Annotated in this window: 16 protein-coding genes; 10 read left to right on the plus strand and 6 right to left on the minus strand. The window is 36.2% G+C overall.

All coding sequences use genetic code 11. The features are described 5' to 3' along the window. Positions 1-223: 223 nt before the first annotated feature. Positions 224-1,096, plus strand: a complete 873-nt coding sequence (locus tag ACIQZG_RS10115; RefSeq protein WP_402755058.1) for a DMT family transporter — start codon at positions 224-226, stop codon at positions 1,094-1,096. Positions 1,097-1,432: 336 nt separating this feature from the next. Here ACIQZG_RS10115 and ACIQZG_RS10120 read toward each other — a convergent pair whose 3' ends face one another. Further along, positions 1,433-2,554, minus strand: coding sequence for an ABC transporter permease (locus tag ACIQZG_RS10120; RefSeq protein ID WP_402755059.1), 1,122 nt, complete (start codon positions 2,552-2,554; stop codon positions 1,433-1,435). Next, complete coding sequence (locus tag ACIQZG_RS10125) at positions 2,551-3,246, minus strand: ABC transporter ATP-binding protein (RefSeq protein ID WP_402755060.1); 696 nt, start codon at positions 3,244-3,246, stop codon at positions 2,551-2,553. Before ACIQZG_RS10125 ends, ACIQZG_RS10120 begins: the two co-directional genes overlap by 4 nt. A gap of 528 nt (positions 3,247-3,774) precedes the next feature. On the opposite strand from ACIQZG_RS10125, the gene ACIQZG_RS10130 reads away from it, so the two are divergent. Both ACIQZG_RS10130 and ACIQZG_RS10135 read left to right on the plus strand, forming a co-directional pair. Next, positions 3,775-5,463, plus strand: a complete 1,689-nt coding sequence (locus ACIQZG_RS10130; RefSeq protein WP_402755061.1) for an HD-GYP domain-containing protein — start codon at positions 3,775-3,777, stop codon at positions 5,461-5,463. Between the two features lie 30 nt (positions 5,464-5,493). Continuing rightward, the gene (locus ACIQZG_RS10135) at positions 5,494-10,650 is read left to right on the plus strand and encodes an ATP-binding protein (RefSeq protein WP_402755062.1); all 5,157 of its coding nucleotides are present in this window, start codon (positions 5,494-5,496) and stop codon (positions 10,648-10,650) included. A gap of 49 nt (positions 10,651-10,699) precedes the next feature. On the opposite strand, the gene ACIQZG_RS10140 is transcribed toward ACIQZG_RS10135, so the two are convergent. Further along, positions 10,700-11,383, minus strand: coding sequence for a response regulator transcription factor (locus tag ACIQZG_RS10140; RefSeq protein ID WP_402755063.1), 684 nt, complete (start codon positions 11,381-11,383; stop codon positions 10,700-10,702). A gap of 248 nt (positions 11,384-11,631) precedes the next feature. Next, a complete protein-coding gene (locus tag ACIQZG_RS10145; protein ID WP_402755064.1) occupies positions 11,632-12,096 on the minus strand; it encodes a hypothetical protein in 465 nt (154 codons plus the stop codon). 389 nt (positions 12,097-12,485) lie between these two features. On the opposite strand from ACIQZG_RS10145, the gene ACIQZG_RS10150 reads away from it, so the two are divergent. Then, positions 12,486-12,668, plus strand: coding sequence for a DUF4177 domain-containing protein (locus ACIQZG_RS10150; RefSeq protein ID WP_402755065.1), 183 nt, complete (start codon positions 12,486-12,488; stop codon positions 12,666-12,668). A 57-nt stretch (positions 12,669-12,725) separates the two neighbouring features. Here the strand turns inward: ACIQZG_RS10150 and ACIQZG_RS10155 are convergent, their stop codons facing one another. Next, positions 12,726-12,893, minus strand: coding sequence for a hypothetical protein (locus ACIQZG_RS10155; protein ID WP_402755066.1), 168 nt, complete (start codon positions 12,891-12,893; stop codon positions 12,726-12,728). Positions 12,894-13,195: 302 nt separating this feature from the next. Between ACIQZG_RS10155 and bioD the strand changes: the two genes are divergently transcribed. The 5 genes from bioD to ACIQZG_RS10180 all read left to right on the plus strand — a co-directional run bounded on the left by bioD (position 13,196) and on the right by ACIQZG_RS10180 (position 17,564). Continuing rightward, complete coding sequence (gene bioD, locus ACIQZG_RS10160) at positions 13,196-13,900, plus strand: dethiobiotin synthase (RefSeq protein WP_402755067.1); 705 nt, start codon at positions 13,196-13,198, stop codon at positions 13,898-13,900. After that, on the plus strand, positions 13,881-15,248 hold the full coding sequence (gene bioA, locus ACIQZG_RS10165; RefSeq protein WP_402755068.1) for an adenosylmethionine--8-amino-7-oxononanoate transaminase: 1,368 nt from the start codon (positions 13,881-13,883) through the stop codon (positions 15,246-15,248). The genes bioD and bioA overlap by 20 nt, the downstream gene beginning before the upstream one ends. Positions 15,249-15,251: 3 nt before the next feature. Next, the gene (locus ACIQZG_RS10170; protein ID WP_402755069.1) at positions 15,252-15,842 is read left to right on the plus strand and encodes a biotin transporter BioY; all 591 of its coding nucleotides are present in this window, start codon (positions 15,252-15,254) and stop codon (positions 15,840-15,842) included. Then, on the plus strand, positions 15,842-16,840 hold the full coding sequence (gene bioB / locus ACIQZG_RS10175) for a biotin synthase BioB (protein ID WP_402755070.1): 999 nt from the start codon (positions 15,842-15,844) through the stop codon (positions 16,838-16,840). The genes ACIQZG_RS10170 and bioB overlap by 1 nt, the downstream gene beginning before the upstream one ends. 601 nt (positions 16,841-17,441) lie before the next feature. Then, the gene (locus ACIQZG_RS10180; protein ID WP_402755071.1) at positions 17,442-17,564 is read left to right on the plus strand and encodes a hypothetical protein; all 123 of its coding nucleotides are present in this window, start codon (positions 17,442-17,444) and stop codon (positions 17,562-17,564) included. Between the two features lie 94 nt (positions 17,565-17,658). Here ACIQZG_RS10180 and ACIQZG_RS10185 read toward each other — a convergent pair whose 3' ends face one another. Further along, on the minus strand, positions 17,659-18,822 hold the full coding sequence (locus tag ACIQZG_RS10185; protein ID WP_402755072.1) for an aminotransferase-like domain-containing protein: 1,164 nt from the start codon (positions 18,820-18,822) through the stop codon (positions 17,659-17,661). A gap of 132 nt (positions 18,823-18,954) precedes the next feature. Between ACIQZG_RS10185 and ACIQZG_RS10190 the strand changes: the two genes are divergently transcribed. Then, positions 18,955-20,358, plus strand: coding sequence for an aminotransferase-like domain-containing protein (locus ACIQZG_RS10190; RefSeq protein WP_402755087.1), 1,404 nt, complete (start codon positions 18,955-18,957; stop codon positions 20,356-20,358). Positions 20,359-20,634 lie beyond the last annotated feature (276 nt).

Raw genomic sequence — 20,634 nt, forward strand, 5'->3', positions numbered from 1 at the left:
CTGTAGCGGAAATCACTTTTTTTTATTATAAGAATAGGATAAAATTTGTTAATCAACACACCTGATTTAATTTATAATAATAAAACTTAACTTGATTGGAGTGATTATACATGATGTTTTCTCCATTATTTGAAAATGATGTGCCAACAATCCTTCTTCCTTAACGGTAGAAGAAATTTTCTCCGTTAAGGACATAGATTTCTATGATAAACGGAGGAAAAACATGAATAATAAAATAGTAGGCGCCTTATTTTTATCAATTGCTGCGAGTATTTGGGGCGCAATGTATGTCGTAGTAAAAGTAGTTGTTGAAGTTGTTCCACCATTGGAACTTGTCTGGATGCGTTATGTGATTGCTGTAATTACACTTACCATTATTGGGTTTTGCATGAAGCAATCATGGCGTATTGCTAAAAAGGATTGGCTAATTATTTTCCTTGTCGCTCTATTTGGCAATACAATATCCATTGTCACGCAAGAAATGGGCACAATGCTTTCTACTGCTCAAATGGGTGCTATTCTTACTTCGACTACACCCGCTTTTATGGTTCTATTTGCACGCTTAATTTTGAAAGAAAAAATAACTATAAAAAAATGCCTTTCCATTATGCTAGCAACAATCGGAGTTGGCATAATTGTTGGAAGTGGACAGATAAATGTTTCCCAACAATTAGGTGGATTTTATTTATTAATTGCTGCGTTAACTTGGGCATTAATGTCCGTTTTGGTTAAAAAAATTCCAGCTCAATATTCACAAGTTGTCATTACTACTTACTCATCTATGATTGCTGTAATTTTATTGACTCCTTTAGTACTTCCAAGACTAAATAATTTAGATTTGTCTAGTGTTTTGCAGCCTACAATTTCAGGTGGTTTATTATACTTAGGTATTGTATCAACTGCTGGTGGTTTTTTCTTGTGGAACAAAGGGCTGCAATTAATGAACGCTTCCAGTGGCGGATTATTCTTTTTCTTCCAGCCAATCGTCGGAACTTTTTTAGGGTGGGTATTATTAGGTGAAACAATTGGTATTTCGTTTTGGTTAGGTACAATTCTAATCTTTAGTGGTGTTTTTATCGTAATTAAAGACGAATAATGTTTTTAAGAAGTGCGTTTCTATTTTTTTATAGATACGCACTTCTTTTAGTTTTTTAAACTATGGATCAATACTTTAGTAATTCGCTCGGGTAAGCGGAGAGAACGCTCAGGTAAGTAGAGGGAACGCTCCGGTCAGCCACGTAATCGCTCGGGTAAGCGGAGAGCACGCCCAGTTCAGCCCAGAATTCGCTCGGGTAAGAGAAGAGCACGCTCAGGTCAGGAGTCAACTACTGGACTAAGACCTAGGGACGATTACATGCGCATGAAAATGGCTAGTAGTTTTTCTCGTGGCAGATATTTGAAGTGAATTGCAAGTTATTAGTTCATTTAACAATCACAAATAGCCTATTAAATAAATGACAAGCAAAGCAAAGACAAAAGTCATAGGGAAATGGACGAAGCCCTTTAATAGTCGTTTACGTGCTTGGTGCATTTGTTCTTCGGTTACTTGAAAAATCGTCCATACATTATGTTCAAATATTTGCTGTAGTAAAGATTTTATGTAGGAGCGTAGGCCGAAGAAGAGTAAAGTCAAAAGTACAAATTTTGTCCAAACTGGCGTTACTATAATAAGCCCGAGTCCAGTTAACAATAGGCGAAGATAGCCCCATTTATACTGCGATTGTCGAAGCATCGTTTTACAAACTAATTCCTCGATAAAATAATCAGAACGACTAAACATACGTTTTGAATTTGTCCATAAAAGAAGGGGTTTCTTCATTTTGGGTATCAACATGCTACGAAGTTCGATTGATGTTTTGGAGACTGTACTTTGCCATTTATAAAATTCGACCTGATCGAGTTCAACTAATTGGTCAAAATGTTTGATGCTTTGCACAAAATGACGTTCATAATACATAAAACTTACGATACAAAGTATGGAGCAAATGAAGGCCACCATAACGGGTGATACGTATAAAAATAACGCTAAACTAACTAGCCTTATGGCAGTTGAAATACAAAATTGCTGCCACTTTTTTTGCATTTGTAAATCTACTAATGCATTGCAAAAGCTTGTCGTAAACAATAGTAATAGATAACTTAGTAAATCTAGAATTGTTAGGTTATGTACATTAATGAAGATTGGTGCTAATAAGGCGAGATACACTCCAATACGACATAGATGTTTTGTCAGTGTCCAAGTAAATCCTGCTCGTTTTAACTGAATCATCTGTTTACTGTTTTGGATTAGAAATAAGCGATCCGCCCGTTGTAAATACGTGCGAATGGTGGGCATACCTGTGAATAAAAGTAATAGCACAATCCAAAAAACGAGCGGAACTTGTGACACCCAAAGTGTTTCAACATAAGTAGCAAAATCTTTATAAAGAAAGAAGCCAATAATTGCGCCTGGAATAACAATATAGAGGGCAACTGTCCAGTCAACAATACTTGCGATTAGCTTGAAATTATTACGACGTTCTATTTTTCTTCGAGCATGAAATAGATTACTCATTGGCATTTGACCTCTAGTAGTTCATCAAAAACATCCAACAGTGATCCATTCTCTAGTGAAACTGCTACTTGCAGTGTTTCGAGTGTTCCTTGCTGTAGAATTTGCCCATTGTCGATTAGTACGAAGCGGTCACAAATTCTTTCCGCGGTATCAAGGGCATGGGTACTCATTAAAATGGCTGCACCTTCATTTTTTAATTCCTCTATAATTTGTAGTAGCTTACGCATAGCCTGTGGATCAAGTCCCATAAAAGGTTCATCCAAAATATAAGTGGACCGATCTTCAAGGAACGCTAAGATTAGCATGACCTTTTGCTGCATACCTTTTGAAAAGGATGTTGGAAATTCATGCAATTTATTCTCTAAATGAAATATTTCCAGTAACTCATATGCACGCGCAGTCAGTTCTTTCTCCTTACCAACTGTGCGCATATAAAAATCGATATGCTCCCATAAAGTAAAATACTCATAGATTATTGGCCGCTCGGGTACATAGCCATATGCTTCAATTGAGATATTACCTTCCATAAATGGGAGGACGCCCATAATTGCTTGTAGTGTTGTACTTTTACCAGCTCCGTTCGAGCCAATCAAGCCAACAAGCTCACCGCTTTGCACGCTAAATTCTATATTAGAAATTACTTGTTCCTTATCCTGATAACCGCCTCGATGTATAGCAACTTCGATACTCATAGATTTCGACTCCTTTTCTACCTATGTCTACGGATAATTGATAAATATGGTTTCATTTAATAATAGATTTTCTGGAAAAAGTCTATTTTGTTAAATATAGTGAGGATAGAACTGCTAGATTAGTGGGGAATAAACTGAATTATGATGAAGGCTAATGACTTTTGTAATGTATATATAAATACACTTACCAAAATATCTTCTGTTAATAGCACTAGGTTTGTTGAAGCTTTTTCTATCAATATTAGTAGAAGGAAGATTAATTTTAAAGATTATCATCGTAGATTTTCGATTTTTTCTTTAACTATTTGCTTAAACGAAGAAATTAATAATATTTACTTTAAATGAGCAAAAAAAGTTACTAATATTTCCACACTGCTAGATAAATCGGAAATAACTATTTTGAAATTAGCTCATTGTTATCTCTATATATAACATTCGAGAATGAAATAAAAAATTAGATAATTTAACCTAATTTTAACCTTGCGTCTGTATATTAAGGTATGAACTAAAACAGAAGGAGTGTTTTTCTTGAAGGTCAAAAAAATAAGAATCGCTGATTTGCAGGAGGGGTTTGTACTAGGCGAGGATTTGTTTATTGAAAATCGAATGTTAATGAAAAAAGGAAATGCATTAAATGCTAGAATTATTTCACTGTTAAAAAATAGAGATATTCAATTTGTATATATTCAATTTGATGAAATAGAGCCATCTCAAACAGAAGATTTAGTTGTTCCTGAAAAAATAGTCGAATTGGAAAGTAATGTTCCAATTGAAGATACAAAATGTACTCCAAATTATTTAGAAGCTTTAGCACAATTAAGTACTGAAATTCGCTATGGGCATGCATTAAAAGATACGGAAGATATACTGTACCTACGGGATTTATTTAATAAATATATGAAAAATATTCGCTTTCGAGAAATGTTGATTGCTTTAGAAGGACATGATATTTATTCCTATATGCATGCAATTGATGTGTTTACGCTATGTACGCTCTTTGCCAAGAAGGAAGGTGTTCAGAATTTAGAGCAATATGCAATTGGTTTTTTATTTCACGATATAGGTAAATTAAAAACGCCTAGTAATATATTAAAAAAAGAAGGTAGGCTATCGAACAAAGAATTTGATAAGATGAAGGAACATACACAAGATGGATATGAGATATTATGTGACGTAAGGTTGGAGACGGTCGCATACTTAGCTAGGTTACACCATGAACGAATAGATGGGTCGGGCTATCCAGAGGGGTTGACAGCAGCGGTACTCCCCCGAGAAGTATTAATTTTGCAATTAATCGATATATACTCTGCGATTACACTAAAAAGGCCATATAAAGCAGAAATAGGGGCGGCAGATGCCATTGCTACTATGTATAAAGAAAAACATATATTGGATGAAAAGTTGTTGGCAAGATTCGTAGATTTTATTGGTATTTATCCAGAAAATGCTATAGTACTATTATCTGACGGCTCTCATGCAATTATTGAAAACGTAAATAATATGTACCCGTTGTTGCCTACCATTAAAAGACTCGATGCAACTGAATCATTTATCTTACCTGTAAACTTTCAGCTGACCATTCATAAAATGCTATCACTTTATGTTGAAACATCAGACCAATTATTCCGTAAATTTTCGGAATATTTAATCAGTGGGGATGTTGAAAAGATGGAAAAGTATTATCTCAAACTGAAAGAACAAAATGGGCCGTTTGAGTGCTTTACAAAGATCTATATCCCTATTGTTAAAATATTCAATATTATGGAAGAAGGCGAGATGTTAGATGGTATTCGCTTAAGGGAAGTACGGGGGAAATTAAAATCATTACTCAGCAATACCGTATTTCAATTACGGAAAGAAAATAAAAATAAGGATGTCATCATCCTATTAGTTAAAAGAGAGTCAAGAACTTCTATACCAATACAATTACTAGAAGGTGTTTTTCAAACAAAAGGTATGTATCCATTTTTATTAGATGTAGGAACAAATGAACATGATCTACAAAAAATTATGAATTTTTGTGATGCATCTGCTGTTTGTATGATTAGTAAAGAGTATGCGCCCATACAATGTCAGGATCGTAAATTGAATTTATATTTTATGGGTGAACATCAATTAGAAAATTTCATCTTTAGTTTCATTGGGGAAGATTATAGAGATGTAGATATGGAGTTAAAATTAAAAGAGTATAAAGCAGTGAAGAAGTTATTAGTTTGACGATAATCGAAGTATAGGGAGGTGTAGGGGATGGTTAGTCAAAATATTATTTTACAAACAACAACTGATTGGACTTTGCAGAGAAAGTATATTAGGGAGTTTGACAGTATGCTTCTTGTCAAGTGCCTTCATATAAGTTCAGCGGAGAAACGAGCAAAGTTGCAATATGAATTTTCTTTGTTTGAAAAGGAACAAAACCCTTGGATATTAAAACCAATTGCCCTTGAATACGTTGACAAACAATTTGCCATTCTTTTTGAAGATTTTAATGGTATAAGTTTAAAAAGTTTGATGGAAAGTAATCTTTCTATCCATCATTTTTTAAAAATTGCTGTTGAATTAGCCAATGCCTGCATCGACTTACAGCAGAAAAGTATACTTTTTCAAAATTTAAATCCGCAACACATTTTAGTAAATCCAATTTCGTTTCAACTAAAGCTACTTAGTTCAGAAAGTAGTTTTAAATATGATTTGGATTTGGTTATAGCAACCGATAATCCACATGAACAGAAGGAGTATCTACCGTATTTTTCGCCAGAGCAGACAGGACGATTGAATCGAGAGATTGATCATCGTTCAGATCTTTATGCAATGGGGGTTATTTTTTATGAGCTACTCAGCGGACAGCAACCGTTTCAAGCGAAGGATTCTGTTGATTTAGTTTATGAAATTATTACAAAAAAGCCGAACTCACTAACAACAATGAATGCTGAGTTATCGCCAGTTGTTGCAAAAGTAATAGAAAAACTCTTGGAAAAGGATCCTGAAAAACGCTATCAAAGTGCCTTTGGGCTAAAAGAAGACTTGCTAAAAATTCAGCAAGGATTTGAAAATGGAGAACCACTCGAAGACTTTATGTTAGGTTTGCATGATGTCAATTTAAACATGGGTCTCACGACAAAGCTTTTCGGGAGGGAGAGTCAGCTGTCAGAGCTTCAACATACATACTGGCAGATTGAAAACGGTGATAAAAAAATTGTGCTTATCGCTGGGAGCTCTGGGTATGGGAAAACAGCCTTTGTCCATGAGTTGAAGCATGAGATTGTGACTTCAAAAGGCTATTTTGTTGAAAGTAAATATGAACAACTACAACAAGAGACAACTTTTGCTCCTATGATTCAACCATTAAGAAATTTGCTTAAACTGGTATATGCAGAAGGGGAAAAATCCGTTAGTCTATGGCGGAACTTGTTTAGCGAGGTAAAGCTCGTTTATAAAAATCAGCTGATGTCGCTAATACCGGAACTAAAATGGTTTATAGATGAAAGTAGCATTGGGCAGTCCGATGAGCAAGAAAACACAAAGGAGCTCAATGCATATATCTTCTCCTCTATTCAGAAGGTATTGCTAACGTTTTCCTTGGAGAAAAGGCCGGTTGTTTGGTTCGTCGATGATTTACATTGGGCAGACAATAGTTCCATTGAGATGTTTAAACAAATTTATGAGCAGCATCGTTCAGGCTATTTTTTGTTATTGGCAACCTATAGACCAGAAAAAATAACCGATTTCAATGAATTTATGAATTGGCAAAATCATTTTCCAAACTATAAAACGATTACACTTCAATCATTATCTGAAGATGAGGTAAGGATGTGGCTTGAAGAATCACTTAATGCTAAAGCGCAAACAATTTCGCTATTAGCGAAGCAACTTCATATTATTACGGAGGGTAACCCTTTATTTGTAAAAGAAGCATTTCTAGCTTTTCAACGAGATCGTATTATTTACTTTGATCAACAAGAGAAGCGATGGCAGCTTCACTTAGAAAAAATAAATCAAAATTTTTTAAATAATGAGTTGTTGTTATTTATTGAAAATAGGATGGAGTTTTTAGCAGAAGATACACGTAGCGTTTTGCAAATTATGGCCTGCATCGGTACATATTTTGAGTTTAGTACGTTAAAAAAGCTGTTTTCAATTAATTCGAAAGAGTTATTACAAAAAATTGAAATCCTCGTAGAGCAAGGATTCATTGTAGCATTAGATGCTCATTTTAAATGGGCAAGTATTTTTGAACTTGAAGGAATCTTATCTGCTTATTCCTTGAAATTTAAATTTGTACATGACCGTATTCAGCAAGTAGCTTACTATAGCTTAACAAACGAAGAACGAGCACAAATACATTATAGCATTGGTAATATATTCACAGAAAATAAGCAAGATATTGAAGAAAGTCAGCAATTAAATGAAGCAGTGAAACATTTTAATTACTGTAAGCATTTACTTAGTGATCAAGAAAAGCGAAATTTAGCGATGTGGAACTTTACACTAGGTCTTAATGCTAAAAAAGCAGGATTATTTGAAAATGCGTTGTTTTTTTTGACAACAAGTGCTGAATTATTACCTGAGAATCATTGGCAAGACTTACGAGAGCAATCGGTAGAAATATATGCACATCTAGGTGAATGTGAATACTTAATGGGGAACTATGAAATATCTGAGATGCATTTAAAAGAGGCCCTTAATTATTCTTCAACGGTATTAGAGTTGTTAACAATTTATAATTTGAAAGCAGTGCTATACGTCGAATCAGACAACGAAATTATCGGTGTGGAAGCAGGCTTTGAGGCTTTACGTGTAGGGAAGATGAATATTCCAGAAGAACCGACAAAGTTACAAGTGGCCAAAGAGTTTTTATTGTTAAAAATCGCTCTGCAAAACAAGTCTACTCACAAATTATTAAACTTACCGCCAATTAAAAATAAAGAAATCGACTTATTAATTCAAATGATTATTAATATAACAGGTAATACGTATAATCTAAATGCAAATTTAACAGGCATGTTATTAATAAGAGGTATGCGTCTTCTATTAAAATATGGTTCTTCATCGTCGAGTGGCATGGTGTTTATTAATTATGCATTATTACTAGATGTAGGATTTGGTGATACGAAAAACGCTTCTAAATTTGCAAAACTAGCGATTACCATCGCAGATAATCATAGTAATATGTTTATACAAGGTCATATTTATTTTGTATATGGCGTGCTTATTAATCATTGGACAAATTCTTATGATAAAAATATTCACTATATCACAAAGGCCCAGCATAATTTTCAAGATATCGGACGGCATTATTTAGTATCTGCTAGTTCTTGTTTTATTTGTGCAATACAACTGGTGCGTGGAGATTCAATTCGGGATATTAGTACAGAAATAAGGCGTCAGCAACAGGAGTTTTCCGCAAATGAAAAACCTTTGTCTGCCGACTTTTTGCAAGAAATGAAATTATGGTTGGATGTACTTAGTCATTCTAACACAGCTATCAATTGGGACTATCCAATATCAATAAAAGATATGCCAGCTATTCCAATTATGCATCATGCTATACGTTTGCAAATGTCTTTTTACTTGCGCAATGAAAAGCAAGGGTTCGTCTACATACAGGCATTAAAACAACCTGTGAAAGATAGCTATACATTGTTGTTATCACCGTCATATTATTTTTACCGTGCATTATGGCAATTTCATAGTATCCATGAGCGGACATGTTCACATGAGGAAAAAAGAATGTATCACCGTGAAATTAAACAGAGTATCGGTAAATTTAAAAAGTGGTCTAAATTTGCACCTCAAAATTATGAACATTTATATGTGTTATTACAAGCAGAAAATTGTCGTATGAAAAGGCTTGAGGGTGAAGCTGTTCTCTTTTATGATCGTGCGATTCAATTAGCTAAAATGCATCATTTTGTGCAAGACGAGGCAATTGCTTGTGAACGAGCGGCAAATTACTATGTGTCCCACCAAAATCAAGAAATGGCACAAGCATATATTATACGTGGTATCCAAAACATGAGGCAATGGGGAGCGGAGACAGTTGCACAACTTTGGGAGACAGTCTATGAGGTAGACCTTACGCTGCGTGTGCAGTCTCAAAACGAGTTACCATTATCATTTGATATGCTGACAGTTTTTAAGACAACACAGTCACTTGCAAAAGAAATTCGTATGGAAGACTTATTACGAAAAATGCTGTTTGCCTTATTAAAACATGCAGGCGCAGATATTGGCTATTTTATCAGAAACGTTAAAGATGATTTGCTTGTTGTCGCAAGAGCAGAAGCGAGTGCAGCAAACTTTACGATGTTTGAAGATCAGTCCATCAATCTTTTGAATGAAAGTATACAGGCTGTGGTACGTTATGTTTTACAGAGTGAAGAGTTTATTATTATACAGAACGCTCAAAATCATAATAAGCTTAAAAGGTTTCCACCAACGGCAAAATCTATTCTTTGCTTACCGATTCATCATAAAGGTGAAATCATCGCGCTTTTACTTTTAGAAAATACTGTGATGACAGATGCCTTTAGTTCCACGCAGGTAGATTTGCTGAAAATGATATCAGGCCAAATAGCTGTCTCGATTGAGAATGCTCAAATCTACGAGGACTTGGAAAAACGTGTAAAAGAACGTACAAAAGAATTGGATGAGATGAATAAACATTTAAAAAATGCTAATGACCGTTTAGAAAAAAATGAGCTTGAGCGAAAAAATTTAATGCATAGTATCTCACATGAATTACGCTCGCCTATCACATCTACATTGGGGTACATTGAGCTAATATTAGAAGGTATTGTGACTGACGAAAAACAAAGAGAAAAATACTTAGTGCGAAGTAAAGAACGTCTTTTATCGTTAAATCTATTAATAGGGGACTTATTTGATTTAGCCAATTTAGAAGCGGGTAGAGCGGAGTATACTTTTACCAAAGTAAAGGTAGCTGAATTTTACGCGCTATTTGAGCATCAGTATGAAAATGAAATAAATAATGCTGGTTTGAACTATAGCGCGAATCTTTATGGAGATAGAGAAGCTTATGTATTAATTGATGTACAGCGAATTAAACAGGTTATTACGAATTTAATAGTAAATGCTATTAAATATACAAAAAGTGGTGGTATTCAATTCTCGATGTTTGTGGAGGAAGAGAGTTTAATTTGTTCAATCGAAGATAGTGGTATTGGGATCCCAGAAAAAGATATTGCTTTTATTTTTGACAATTATTATCGTGCATCGAATTCGAGCAATGTCAATTCGAATGGTATTGGCCTGTCTATTTGCAAAAAAATTATCGCACATCATCATGGCGAAATTTTCGTAGAAAGTATTGAACATAAAGGTTCTAGGTTTAGTTTTGTCTTACCAGTTACTGCTCGAATAATTGAAGGAGAAATCGTAAATTAAAAAGGCGACAACGAAAAGTGTCTAGTTTATTTTGAACTAGACACTTTTATTAATCATATACAAATGTATAACCAAAACCTCGAACAGTTTGAATTCGCAGAGGTTTCGAGGGGGTGTTTTCGATTTTACGTCGTAACGTACTAATATGAACAGAAATAGTTTTAGAATCCGCTACACCGTCATAGCCCCAAACATGATTTATAAGCTGCTCTATACTTAATACATTATTGGCATTCTCAACTAAATAAAATAATAACTGTTTTTCTTTTGTAAATAAGTTAAGTAATGCACCATCTTTATAGATATTCTTTGTGTCAAAGTTGATTGTTAAGTTATCAATATGTAGGATGTTTTCTTTTTGAGGAGGAGTTCTTCTTTTCATATGTGCTTGAATACGCGCTATTAATTCTTTTGGAATAAACGGCTTTGTGATATAGTCATCAGCGCCAACATCGAAGCCTTCCAATTTATGATCAATTAGACTATTTACCGTTACAAAAATGAGTATAGCATCCGAAATTGTACGTATTTTCTTAGCTAGCTCAAAACCATTGCCATCTGGCAGATTTACATCAAGTAAAATTAAATCAGGTTGGTGCTTTTGGCAATTATTCCAGCCTTCAGAAATAGTGGTTGCTTTTATTACTGTAAAGCCTGCACTGCTAATGGAGAAAGATAGAACTTCCATAATATCAATGTCGTCTTCTACAATTAATATTTTTTCGTTAGCCATTTCTGCTAACCTCCTTTTTCGCTCTTTAACAATATACTAAAAATTGTGAAAAAAGTGAATGGGGGCTCAAGAGAAATTCGTTATTTTTTACTAGGAAGCAGAGTGTACAAAATACATATGAAGGCAACCAGTATAAGAACGACGCCCTATAAAAGTGCCATGATATTTCATAAGTCGAACAAGTATTTTTATGTTTGTTTTCTTTTATCATACTTGTTAAACCTACTTAAATATAATTGCCCACCTAGTTAGTCTAGGTGGGCAATTATATTTAGAATGTCTTCCGTTACTGCTTCCCAAAACTGTTGTTGTACTTGGTCGCAGTAACTATAAAGTTCCTTGTGGTGGATATGTTCAAATAGTGTTGTAATTTCTTCTTTGTAAAAGGAAAGACGATGGTTTAAAATGTCACGATCCACTTCAATACAAAAGCCTTTGTAGATATCTGCAAGTCGTGCAAGCCTAGCACCCCTTTGCTTAGTTGCCTCATATTGTGTTTGGTGAAAGCGACCAACCGCGGAATACATCGATATTTTCGCACGATGCTCAGTTTGTAATGTTCGATATTCCTCTTGTCGAATGGCTAGCCGATACCAAAATTCATAGCGTACAGGTAAATCTTTTAATTCATATGTGAGTAGAGATTTTAAAATAAAACCTACTTGCTCATATGTATCGATAATTTTCTCATCTTCCTTAAATAACCTTAACATCCATACACCCCCTATAATATTATATTCTACAGAAAAAGGAAAAAGACCTATATAGAAAGGTCGTTATTGAAAAAAGTTGGATGGTAATGGATAAATTTTGAGACTCATTATTCAACTAATTTTCTTCATTACTTATTAAGGGTAGGTTGATTTCCTCTACGGGATGCTCGATTTTCGCGGGGTTTGTAAACAGTTTACGAACCTACAGGAGCATTAGGAGAACGAGGGCGAAAACGTCATGTCTTATGACAATTTATCTGTGAAAAAGCAAAACGACAGTAGCACAAGGCCGGAATTTTGTAAGTGGCTTCATGTAATGCCGTAGATTCTAGAGTAGAACTGAAACTTTCAAATTATTTAATACGTATAGCATAGAAAGGGGTGGAACTATGTATGAGTATAAATTTGTACAAACACATTTAGGTGGGATTTTTAGAGAGGCGAAGCACAGAGAAACGATTGAACAGTATGCTGCGCAAGGTTGGCGCTTCAAACAGGTACTTCCCGTGAACTATAACCAACATGGTAAGCCGACAGATTATGAAATAATTTTTGAAAGAGTCATACAATAAAAATCACTAGCTGATTACCGTCGAACGGTAGTCAGCTAGTGATTTTTTGATAACAATTTATTGGTGCTCAACGCTATTTAAGGAACGATAAAGTATAGATTTACTAATGTCAGTTTGTTCTTTAATTTGCATGAGCGTGAAGTAGCCACTATGGTACATCGCAATTGCATTTTTTAAGTTGTTGATCGCCATTTTCATCATTTTAAAGTGGCCGTTTATAGCCATAAATCATGATATATCTCCGAATCGTTCCATCCAGTTTCCTATTAGGAAGCTAAATGCAAATATAATTAACTCAATTTTAGATGAAGGGGCTGAAATTTTAATTTTAGGTGTACTATTTTAGCTACGAGGTGACTGATAAATTGTATTTAACTTTTACTTATAATTATCGAAAAATTCGCTGTTATTGGCAGAAAAATGAAGGGTTTTTGTAAAAAGATAGAAAACAGCATTTACAAAATGAAAATATATGTGTTAACTTAAATGTTATATTAGGTTAACTTAAGTTGAGGGGGAGGTTAACATTGCAACATTTTTGGGTTGTTGGAACAGATACCGATGTTGGGAAAACATGTGTCACTACGCTATTGATGCGTCAATTACAGGAGAAAGGTCTTCGTGTTGCACCTTACAAGCCTGTACAAACGGGCGAAGTTATTGAGGAAGGAAGATCCTGTTACTATGATACTGCGATGTATGAAAAATACTCATTGCAACCATTAGTACAAGAAAATTTGAATGGTTATTCATTCAAAGAAGCGGCATCACCTCATTTTGCTGCACAACTGGAGGGTCAGCAAATAGATGGGCTGCGCTTATTAAAGCAAATGAAGGCGTTACAGCAATTGTATGATGTTGTTATTTGTGAAGGTGCAGGAGGGCTCTTTGTACCTTTAGATTCAAGTGGGCAGGAAACATTGCTAGATTTGATTGTTCAGAGTAATTTACCGGTTGTTGTTGTCACTCGTACAACGCTAGGGACAATCAATCATACGCTGTTAACGCTAGAAGCTCTAAAAGTACGTGAAGTTGATGTACTTGGCTTGGTGTTTAATGGCGATGCAGGGAGCGAGATGGAGCAAAACAATATTCAAACGATTTTACAACACCATACGTTACCTTATGCGACAATTCCACAACTGCAGGATATTGCGCAACTAGTCGAATATTCTATTACACACACATCATTATTTGAGAGGTTGTATCAACTTGAATCAAGTATTAACTGAATTACAAACAAGGGATTTACGACATGTATGGCACCCATGCTCGCAAATGAAAGATTATGAGCAGTTTCCACCAATCGTCATAAAAAAAGGACAAGGTGTCTGGCTTTATGATGAAAATGACAATCGATATTTGGACGCTGTGTCCTCATGGTGGGTGAATTTATTTGGGCATGCTAATCCGCGCATTAGTAAAGCACTTAGCGAGCAAGCTTTTACATTGGAACATGCGATATTTGCGAACTTCACACATGAACCAGCTATTAAGGTTGCAGAAAAATTAGTTGCCTTATCACCGGATGGTCTAAATAAAGTCTTTTTTGCAGATAATGGCTCATCAGCTATTGAAATCGCACTGAAAATGAGCTTTCAGTATCATATGCAAAGTGGAAAGACGAAGAAAAAACGTTTCCTTGCGTTAACTGATGCCTATCATGGTGAAACACTTGGTGCTCTGTCAGTAGGAGGGGTGGACCTATACAACGAGGTGTATCAGCCATTGTTACTAGATACGTTGCGTGCGCAAGGCCCAGATTGCTTCCGTTGCCCTTTTAATGACAAGCCAGAGAATTGCCAAGCGCAGTGTATTTCCTCTGTTGAGGATGAGCTTAAGGTACATCATGAGGAAATCACAGCAGTCATTATCGAGCCACTTATTCAAGCGGCAGCAGGGATGAAAATGTATCCACCAATTTATTTGAAGCATTTAAGAGAGTTGTGCACAAAATATGAGGTTCATCTTATTGCAGATGAAATTGCAGTAGGTTTTGGACGTACGGGTACATTGTTTGCCTGTGAGCAAGCAAATATTTCACCAGATTTTATGTGTCTGTCAAAAGGATTAACCGGTGGGTACTTACCACTATCTGTTGTGCTTACAACAGATAAAGTATATGACGTTTTCTATGATGATTATGGAACAATGAAAGCATTTTTACACTCACATAGTTACACAGGCAATACTCTTGCTTGTCGTGTGGCACTTGAAGTATTGACGATGTTCGAGGAAGAACACTATATCGATATCGTGCAAGACAAAGGGGAGAGAATGCGAAAGCTAGCGACAGAGGCTTTCAGTCATTTGCCGTATGTAGGGGAATATCGCCAAGTAGGTTTAGTTGGCGCAATTGAGCTGGTCGCGAACCGCGAGACGAAGGATCCACTACCAAGTGAAGAACGTATAGGCTACCAAATTTATAAAAGGGCTTTAGCCAAAGGTTTACTCATACGACCACTTGGTAATATTTTGTACTTTATGCCTCCATACGTTATTACAGATGATGAAATGCGCTTCATGATTAAGACGACAAAAGAAACGATGGAGCAATTCTTTTCAGAGAGGGAAGGATAATTTATGCTACAACGACAATCGATATTTTCACTCGTTATGATTGCAATGTTCGCCGCCTTAACCGCTATTGGTGCATTTATAAAAGTACCGTTACCTGTAGTGCCATTTACATTGCAAATTGTATTTGTGTTTTTAGCAGGGTGCTTACTAGGAAGTCGTAATGGATTTCAAAGTCAACTTGTGTATATCGGTATTGGTTTAGTGGGTCTGCCTGTTTTTACACAGGGAGGGGGCATCACATATGTGTTGCAGCCGACATTTGGTTATTTAATTGGCTTCGCACTTGCTGCACTTGTCATTGGGTGGATGATTGAAAAAGTAGAATTGCCAACGAAAAAACATTTTATCGGTGCAAACATTATAGGGCTCATCATTATTTATGCAGTGGCGGTGCCTTATTTATATGTATCGTTGAACTTCTGGTTGCACGTGGAAACGAGCTGGTCTCATATATTTTTAGTCGGTTTTTTAAATAGTATTATTGCAGATTTTTGCTTAGCAATTGCGTCTGCACTTTTAGCCGAACGTCTTTATAAAGTATTTCGTTCTGCAAAATCGTTGAAACTAGTACAGGTGAAAAAGGAGAATGCATAATGGATTGGTTACAGTTAGCAGAGGAAGTTATTGCAGGAAAGATTATTAGTAATGAAGAGGCATTGGCAATTTTAAATAGTGATGATGATGAGCTATTAAAATTAATGGACGGTGCTTTCGCAATTCGTAAAAACTATTATGGCAAAAAAGTAAAGCTGAATATGATTATGAATGCGAAGAGTGGATATTGCCCAGAAGATTGCGGTTATTGCTCGCAATCATCAAAATCAACAGCGCCTATCGAAAAATATCCTTTCATTACGAAAGACGAAATATTAGAAGGGGCGAAACGAGCATTTGAAAACAAAATCGGTACATATTGCATTGTAGCAAGTGGTCGTGGTCCAACACGTAAAGACGTGAATGTGGTCAGTGAAGCTGTCGAAGAGATTAAAGAAAAATACGGTTTAAAAGTGTGTGCTTGTCTTGGCCTATTAAAGGAAGAACAAGCACAGCAATTGAAAGAAGCGGGGGTCGATCGCTACAATCATAACTTAAATACATCGGAGCGTCATCACTCGTATATTACGACATCTCATACGTATGAAGACCGTGTGAATACAGTGGAGATTGCCAAGAAACACGGTATTTCACCTTGTTCTGGTGCCATTATCGGTATGAGGGAAACAAGGGAAGATGTCGTTGAAATTGCGCGTGCACTCCATCAATTGGATGCAGATTCGATCCCAGTCAATTTCTTAAACGCTATTGATGGTACAAAGCTAGAGGGAACAAAGGATCTAAACCCTCGTTATTGCTTAAAAGTGTTAGCGCTGTTCCGTTACATCAACCCATCGAAGGAAATTCGTATATCGGGTGGTCGTGAAGTAAATCTAGGGTCGCTACAGCCACTAGGTATGTATGCAGCGAATAGTATTTTTGTTGGGGATTACTTAACAACAGAAGGTCAAGAAGCGAACAGTGACTACCGTATGTTAGAAGATTTAGGCTTTGAAATTGAGTTAACTCAAAAGCAAGAAGAGGCATTTTGCTCGTAACAGTTATTTACCTTATTAAAACTACTACTACAAATAATAATCAAAATGAAAAAATCGTATGGGCGTCGCGGAAAAGTCGCTCATACGGTTTTTCATTTGTATCTAATTCCTAATCAAAGTCTAGTTATTCGATTCGCGTACGTGAGGTTGCTCAATAAGGTGTAGAAGTCGCTCAACAAAGGTGCGCGGTCACTCAGGATGGATGTGGAGTCGCTCAACAAAGGGTCTAGTTCGCTCAATAAGGTGTAGAAGTCGCTCAACAAAGTGTCGAGGTCGCTCAAAATGGTGGTGGAGTTGCTCAACAAAGTGTCAGGGTCGCTCAACATCATGCCCAAGTCGCTCGAGCATTACAACGTAGTGAGTAAATATTTTAGAGTCAACACACTAAGAGAAAAATTGCCGTGAATTTTATGCATAAGAAATGGTGATTTTCACAAATTGTTCAATGAAAGCGATTTGAATGTGAAGAGTATGTAAAGAGTTTCACATAGTACTTTCTTTTTTGAAAAATCGGCATAGAATAGGAATCGAGCAAGTGGTTTTTGCAAGACAAAGAGGAATACTTATCCCTATTTAATTATTTAAAAAGGAGGTCTTCAGTATGTGGGTTATTACTGTATTTGAGAAAAAGGATATTCGTATATTTGAATATGCCAACAAAGAGGAAGCAATAAAAGTATTGGCGGGATTTAAAAAGAACGCGATCTTAACTTATACAAAATAGTGCATACTTTTAAGTATTCCGTAGCGATGTAAAGCTACGGATTTTTTTTGCATACAAAAAGGCATCTCACAAAATATGAGACGCCCAATCTGAATTATAGGATACTGCCTAATCGTTTAATACCTTCACGAATTACTTCAGGTGTGGCATTTGTGTAGTTTAGACGCATTGTGTTAACACCTGTTTTCGATGTATAGAATGGGTCACCTGGCACGAATGCAACTTTTTGCTCCATTGCTTTTTCAAACACTTCTAGCGCAGAAACCCCGTTATTCAATGTTACCCAAATGAACATCCCACCTTCAGGTTTAGTGTAAGTTACGTGTTCAGGGAAGAATTCGTCCATTGCCGCAAGCATTGCATCTGATTGTTCTTTGTATAGGGCAATGATTTTATTTACGTGTTCAGTGTATTCATTGTTTGCTAAGTAATCGTAAATCACATATTGAGAGAAAATGTTTGTGTGCAAGTCAGTTGCTTGTTTTGCTGTTTCAATATGTTGCAAAAGCTCTTTGTTTTTCGTGATGATGAAGCCTAGGCGCATACCTGGTGTTACTGTTTTCGAGAATGAGCCAAGTAAAACGCTGTTTTCTAACTTACCAGCACCGATGTAAGGTAGCGGTTCTCCTTGGAAGCGAAGCTCGCCATATGGATCATCCTCAATTAATGCTACATCATACTTAGAGATGATTTCGCAAATTTGCTCACGCTTCTCTCTTGAGTATGTAAGACCAGTTGGATTTTGGAAGTTTGGAACTGTATATACGAACTTCACATTTTTTTGTTGTAGTGCATTTTCTAGCTCTTCTAGGTTTAGTCCGTCGTTTTCAAGTGTTACTGGGTAGAAAGTTGGTTGGCTTAGGGTGAATGCTTGAATAGCTCCTAGGTAACCTGGTTCTTCCATGATAATTCCGTCGCCTTTGTTAATGAGCACTTTACCGATTAATTCTAGAGCTTGTTGTGAACCCGTTGTGATAAATACATCTTCTGGTTGAATATCTAATCCATGTACGCGTTGATATTTTGCTGCGATATATTCACGTAACGGCGCATAGCCTTGCGTAGAAGAGTATTGGAATAACTTACTGCCATTTTCACTAATCGCATGGTCAACAGATGTTTTTAATGCATCGATTGGAAATGAGATTGGATTTGGAAGTCCGCCTGCAAAAGAAATCACGTCCTTTGAATCTGTCACTTTTAAAATATTGCGGATAAATGATGACGGGGTATTTAAAATTCTTTCTGAGTATTGCATAATGTACCATTCCTCGTTTTCTGATTTTTTAGAAATTATATCATTGTAATCGTGTGCATACAATATTATGATTGTATGCAAGACAATTATAATATTGTATGCAAATTAAGTACATAAAAGGGGTAATGAATGATGCCAGTAAATTCGTTTGATGAGTATCCAATGAGTTGGAAGCCGGATTTAAGTAATGTTTCGGTCCCACTTTATATAGCAATTGCAGATCTGCTACAGCAAGATATTGCAGAGGGAAAGCTTACACCGGGAACAAAGCTTCCTCCACAACGAGAGCTTGCAGACTTTTTAGATGTAAATTTAAGTACAGTTACACGCGCATTCAAATTATGCGGACAAAAAGGTCTTATTTACGCATCTATAGGTAGTGGCACATTCGTTTCCTCAGACGCGGCAACGAATAAAATGTTGCTACCAACAAATAATTCTACACTCATGATCGAAATGGGCTCAGTCCTACCAGCAAACCATGGGAATGAAGAAATTTCGCAATACATGAAAAAAATGTTGAGCGATCCGAACTTCAGTAAGTTGTTTCAATACGGGCGACCAGAGGGGAGCGCGTGGCAGACAGAAGCGGCAAAGAGTTTATTTGATAAAGTAGGCTATCAAACAGACCAGCCGATACTACTGGCAGCAGGGGGGCAAAATGCCATTGTCGGCTCGTTGCTAGCGCTATTTCAACCTGGAGATCGGATAGGTACTGACCCAATCACCTATGCAGGCATAAAAACAGCGGCCAATATGCTAGGTATTCAATTAGTTGCGATTCAACAAAAGGACGGAGAAATCACAAAGGAAGGGCTTTTGTATGCATGTAAAAATGAACATATTAAAGGTCTATATGTCATTCCTGACTTTCATAATCCAACGACCCATACGATGTCTGTTAAAACAAGAAAAATGATTGCAGAAGTTGCAAGGCAAACGGGTCTAATTGTCATTGAAGATGCTATTTATAGTCTTTTAAAAGAGAATCTTGTAGCCCCGATTGCTAGCTATGCACCGGAACATGTCATCTATATCGCAAGTATGTCAAAAGCCATTTCACCAGGACTACGATTAGCGTTTATCGTCACACCAGTGGCCCTTAAAAAGAAGATTATAGAGACGCTTTACAATATGAATATTTCAGTATCACCATTGATGGTGGAACTGGCGTCTAGGCTCATTCAAGAAGGAATCACCCATACAATTTTAGAAATGCAACGAGCTTATACCAAAGAGCAAAACGCCCTGGTCGATTATTACTTAAGTGACTACCTTGTACTAGGGGATGCGGAATGTATTTTTAGATGGCTCCTATTGCCGGATAAGTTTACAGGGATGCAGTTTGAAATGCTGGCTTCAAAAGCAGGTGTACAAGTGTATGCGGCTGAACGTTTTGTTGTTGGGAATGCGAAGCCTGTGAATGCGGTGCGCTTGGCGGTGACTGCACCGGAAAGTAGTGTAGAGCTTGAACAAGGGTTAAAGGTATTGAAGGATTTGTTGGAGAGTGATGGGGATTATGCGTTTGTGGATTGAGTGGGGGAAGTAGTTACGGACTGGACGAGAAATTTAGTAAAGCATTTTTAAAACATGAAAAAGGCCTTTTGTCAAAATCGATATACAACTTAAAAATAAATAAGTGACAAACGGGGACTAAAGACCTGAGCTGGCGCTTATTTAAAAATATGTTGTATATCGAAATTGAGAGTTTGAATAAATTGAGTTTGTTTTAGTTACTGTTAAAATTCCCGTGTGTAAAACGAAAATTAACACGAATAATTTTGAGAAGAAAATGTGGCTTGAAGACAGATC

The organism is Lysinibacillus sp. NPDC096418 (genome assembly GCF_044762775.1).
Classification (GTDB): Bacteria; Bacillota; Bacilli; order Bacillales_A; family Planococcaceae; genus Lysinibacillus.

Coding starts and splice junctions, on each gene's coding strand:
- ACIQZG_RS10115 (WP_402755058.1), top strand. CDS start 224: ATGAATAATAAAATAGTAGGCGCCTTATTTTTATCAATTGCTGCGAGT.
- ACIQZG_RS10120 (WP_402755059.1), bottom strand. CDS start 2,554: ATGAGTAATCTATTTCATGCTCGAAGAAAAATAGAACGTCGTAATAAT.
- ACIQZG_RS10125 (WP_402755060.1), bottom strand. CDS start 3,246: ATGAGTATCGAAGTTGCTATACATCGAGGCGGTTATCAGGATAAGGAA.
- ACIQZG_RS10135 (WP_402755062.1), top strand. CDS start 5,494: ATGGTTAGTCAAAATATTATTTTACAAACAACAACTGATTGGACTTTG.
- ACIQZG_RS10140 (WP_402755063.1), bottom strand. CDS start 11,383: ATGGCTAACGAAAAAATATTAATTGTAGAAGACGACATTGATATTATG.
- ACIQZG_RS10145 (WP_402755064.1), bottom strand. CDS start 12,096: ATGTTAAGGTTATTTAAGGAAGATGAGAAAATTATCGATACATATGAG.
- ACIQZG_RS10150 (WP_402755065.1), top strand. CDS start 12,486: ATGTATGAGTATAAATTTGTACAAACACATTTAGGTGGGATTTTTAGA.
- ACIQZG_RS10155 (WP_402755066.1), bottom strand. CDS start 12,893: ATGGCTATAAACGGCCACTTTAAAATGATGAAAATGGCGATCAACAAC.
- ACIQZG_RS10170 (WP_402755069.1), top strand. CDS start 15,252: ATGCTACAACGACAATCGATATTTTCACTCGTTATGATTGCAATGTTC.
- bioB (WP_402755070.1), top strand. CDS start 15,842: ATGGATTGGTTACAGTTAGCAGAGGAAGTTATTGCAGGAAAGATTATT.
- ACIQZG_RS10180 (WP_402755071.1), top strand. CDS start 17,442: ATGTGGGTTATTACTGTATTTGAGAAAAAGGATATTCGTATATTTGAA.
- ACIQZG_RS10185 (WP_402755072.1), bottom strand. CDS start 18,822: ATGCAATACTCAGAAAGAATTTTAAATACCCCGTCATCATTTATCCGC.
- ACIQZG_RS10190 (WP_402755087.1), top strand. CDS start 18,955: ATGCCAGTAAATTCGTTTGATGAGTATCCAATGAGTTGGAAGCCGGAT.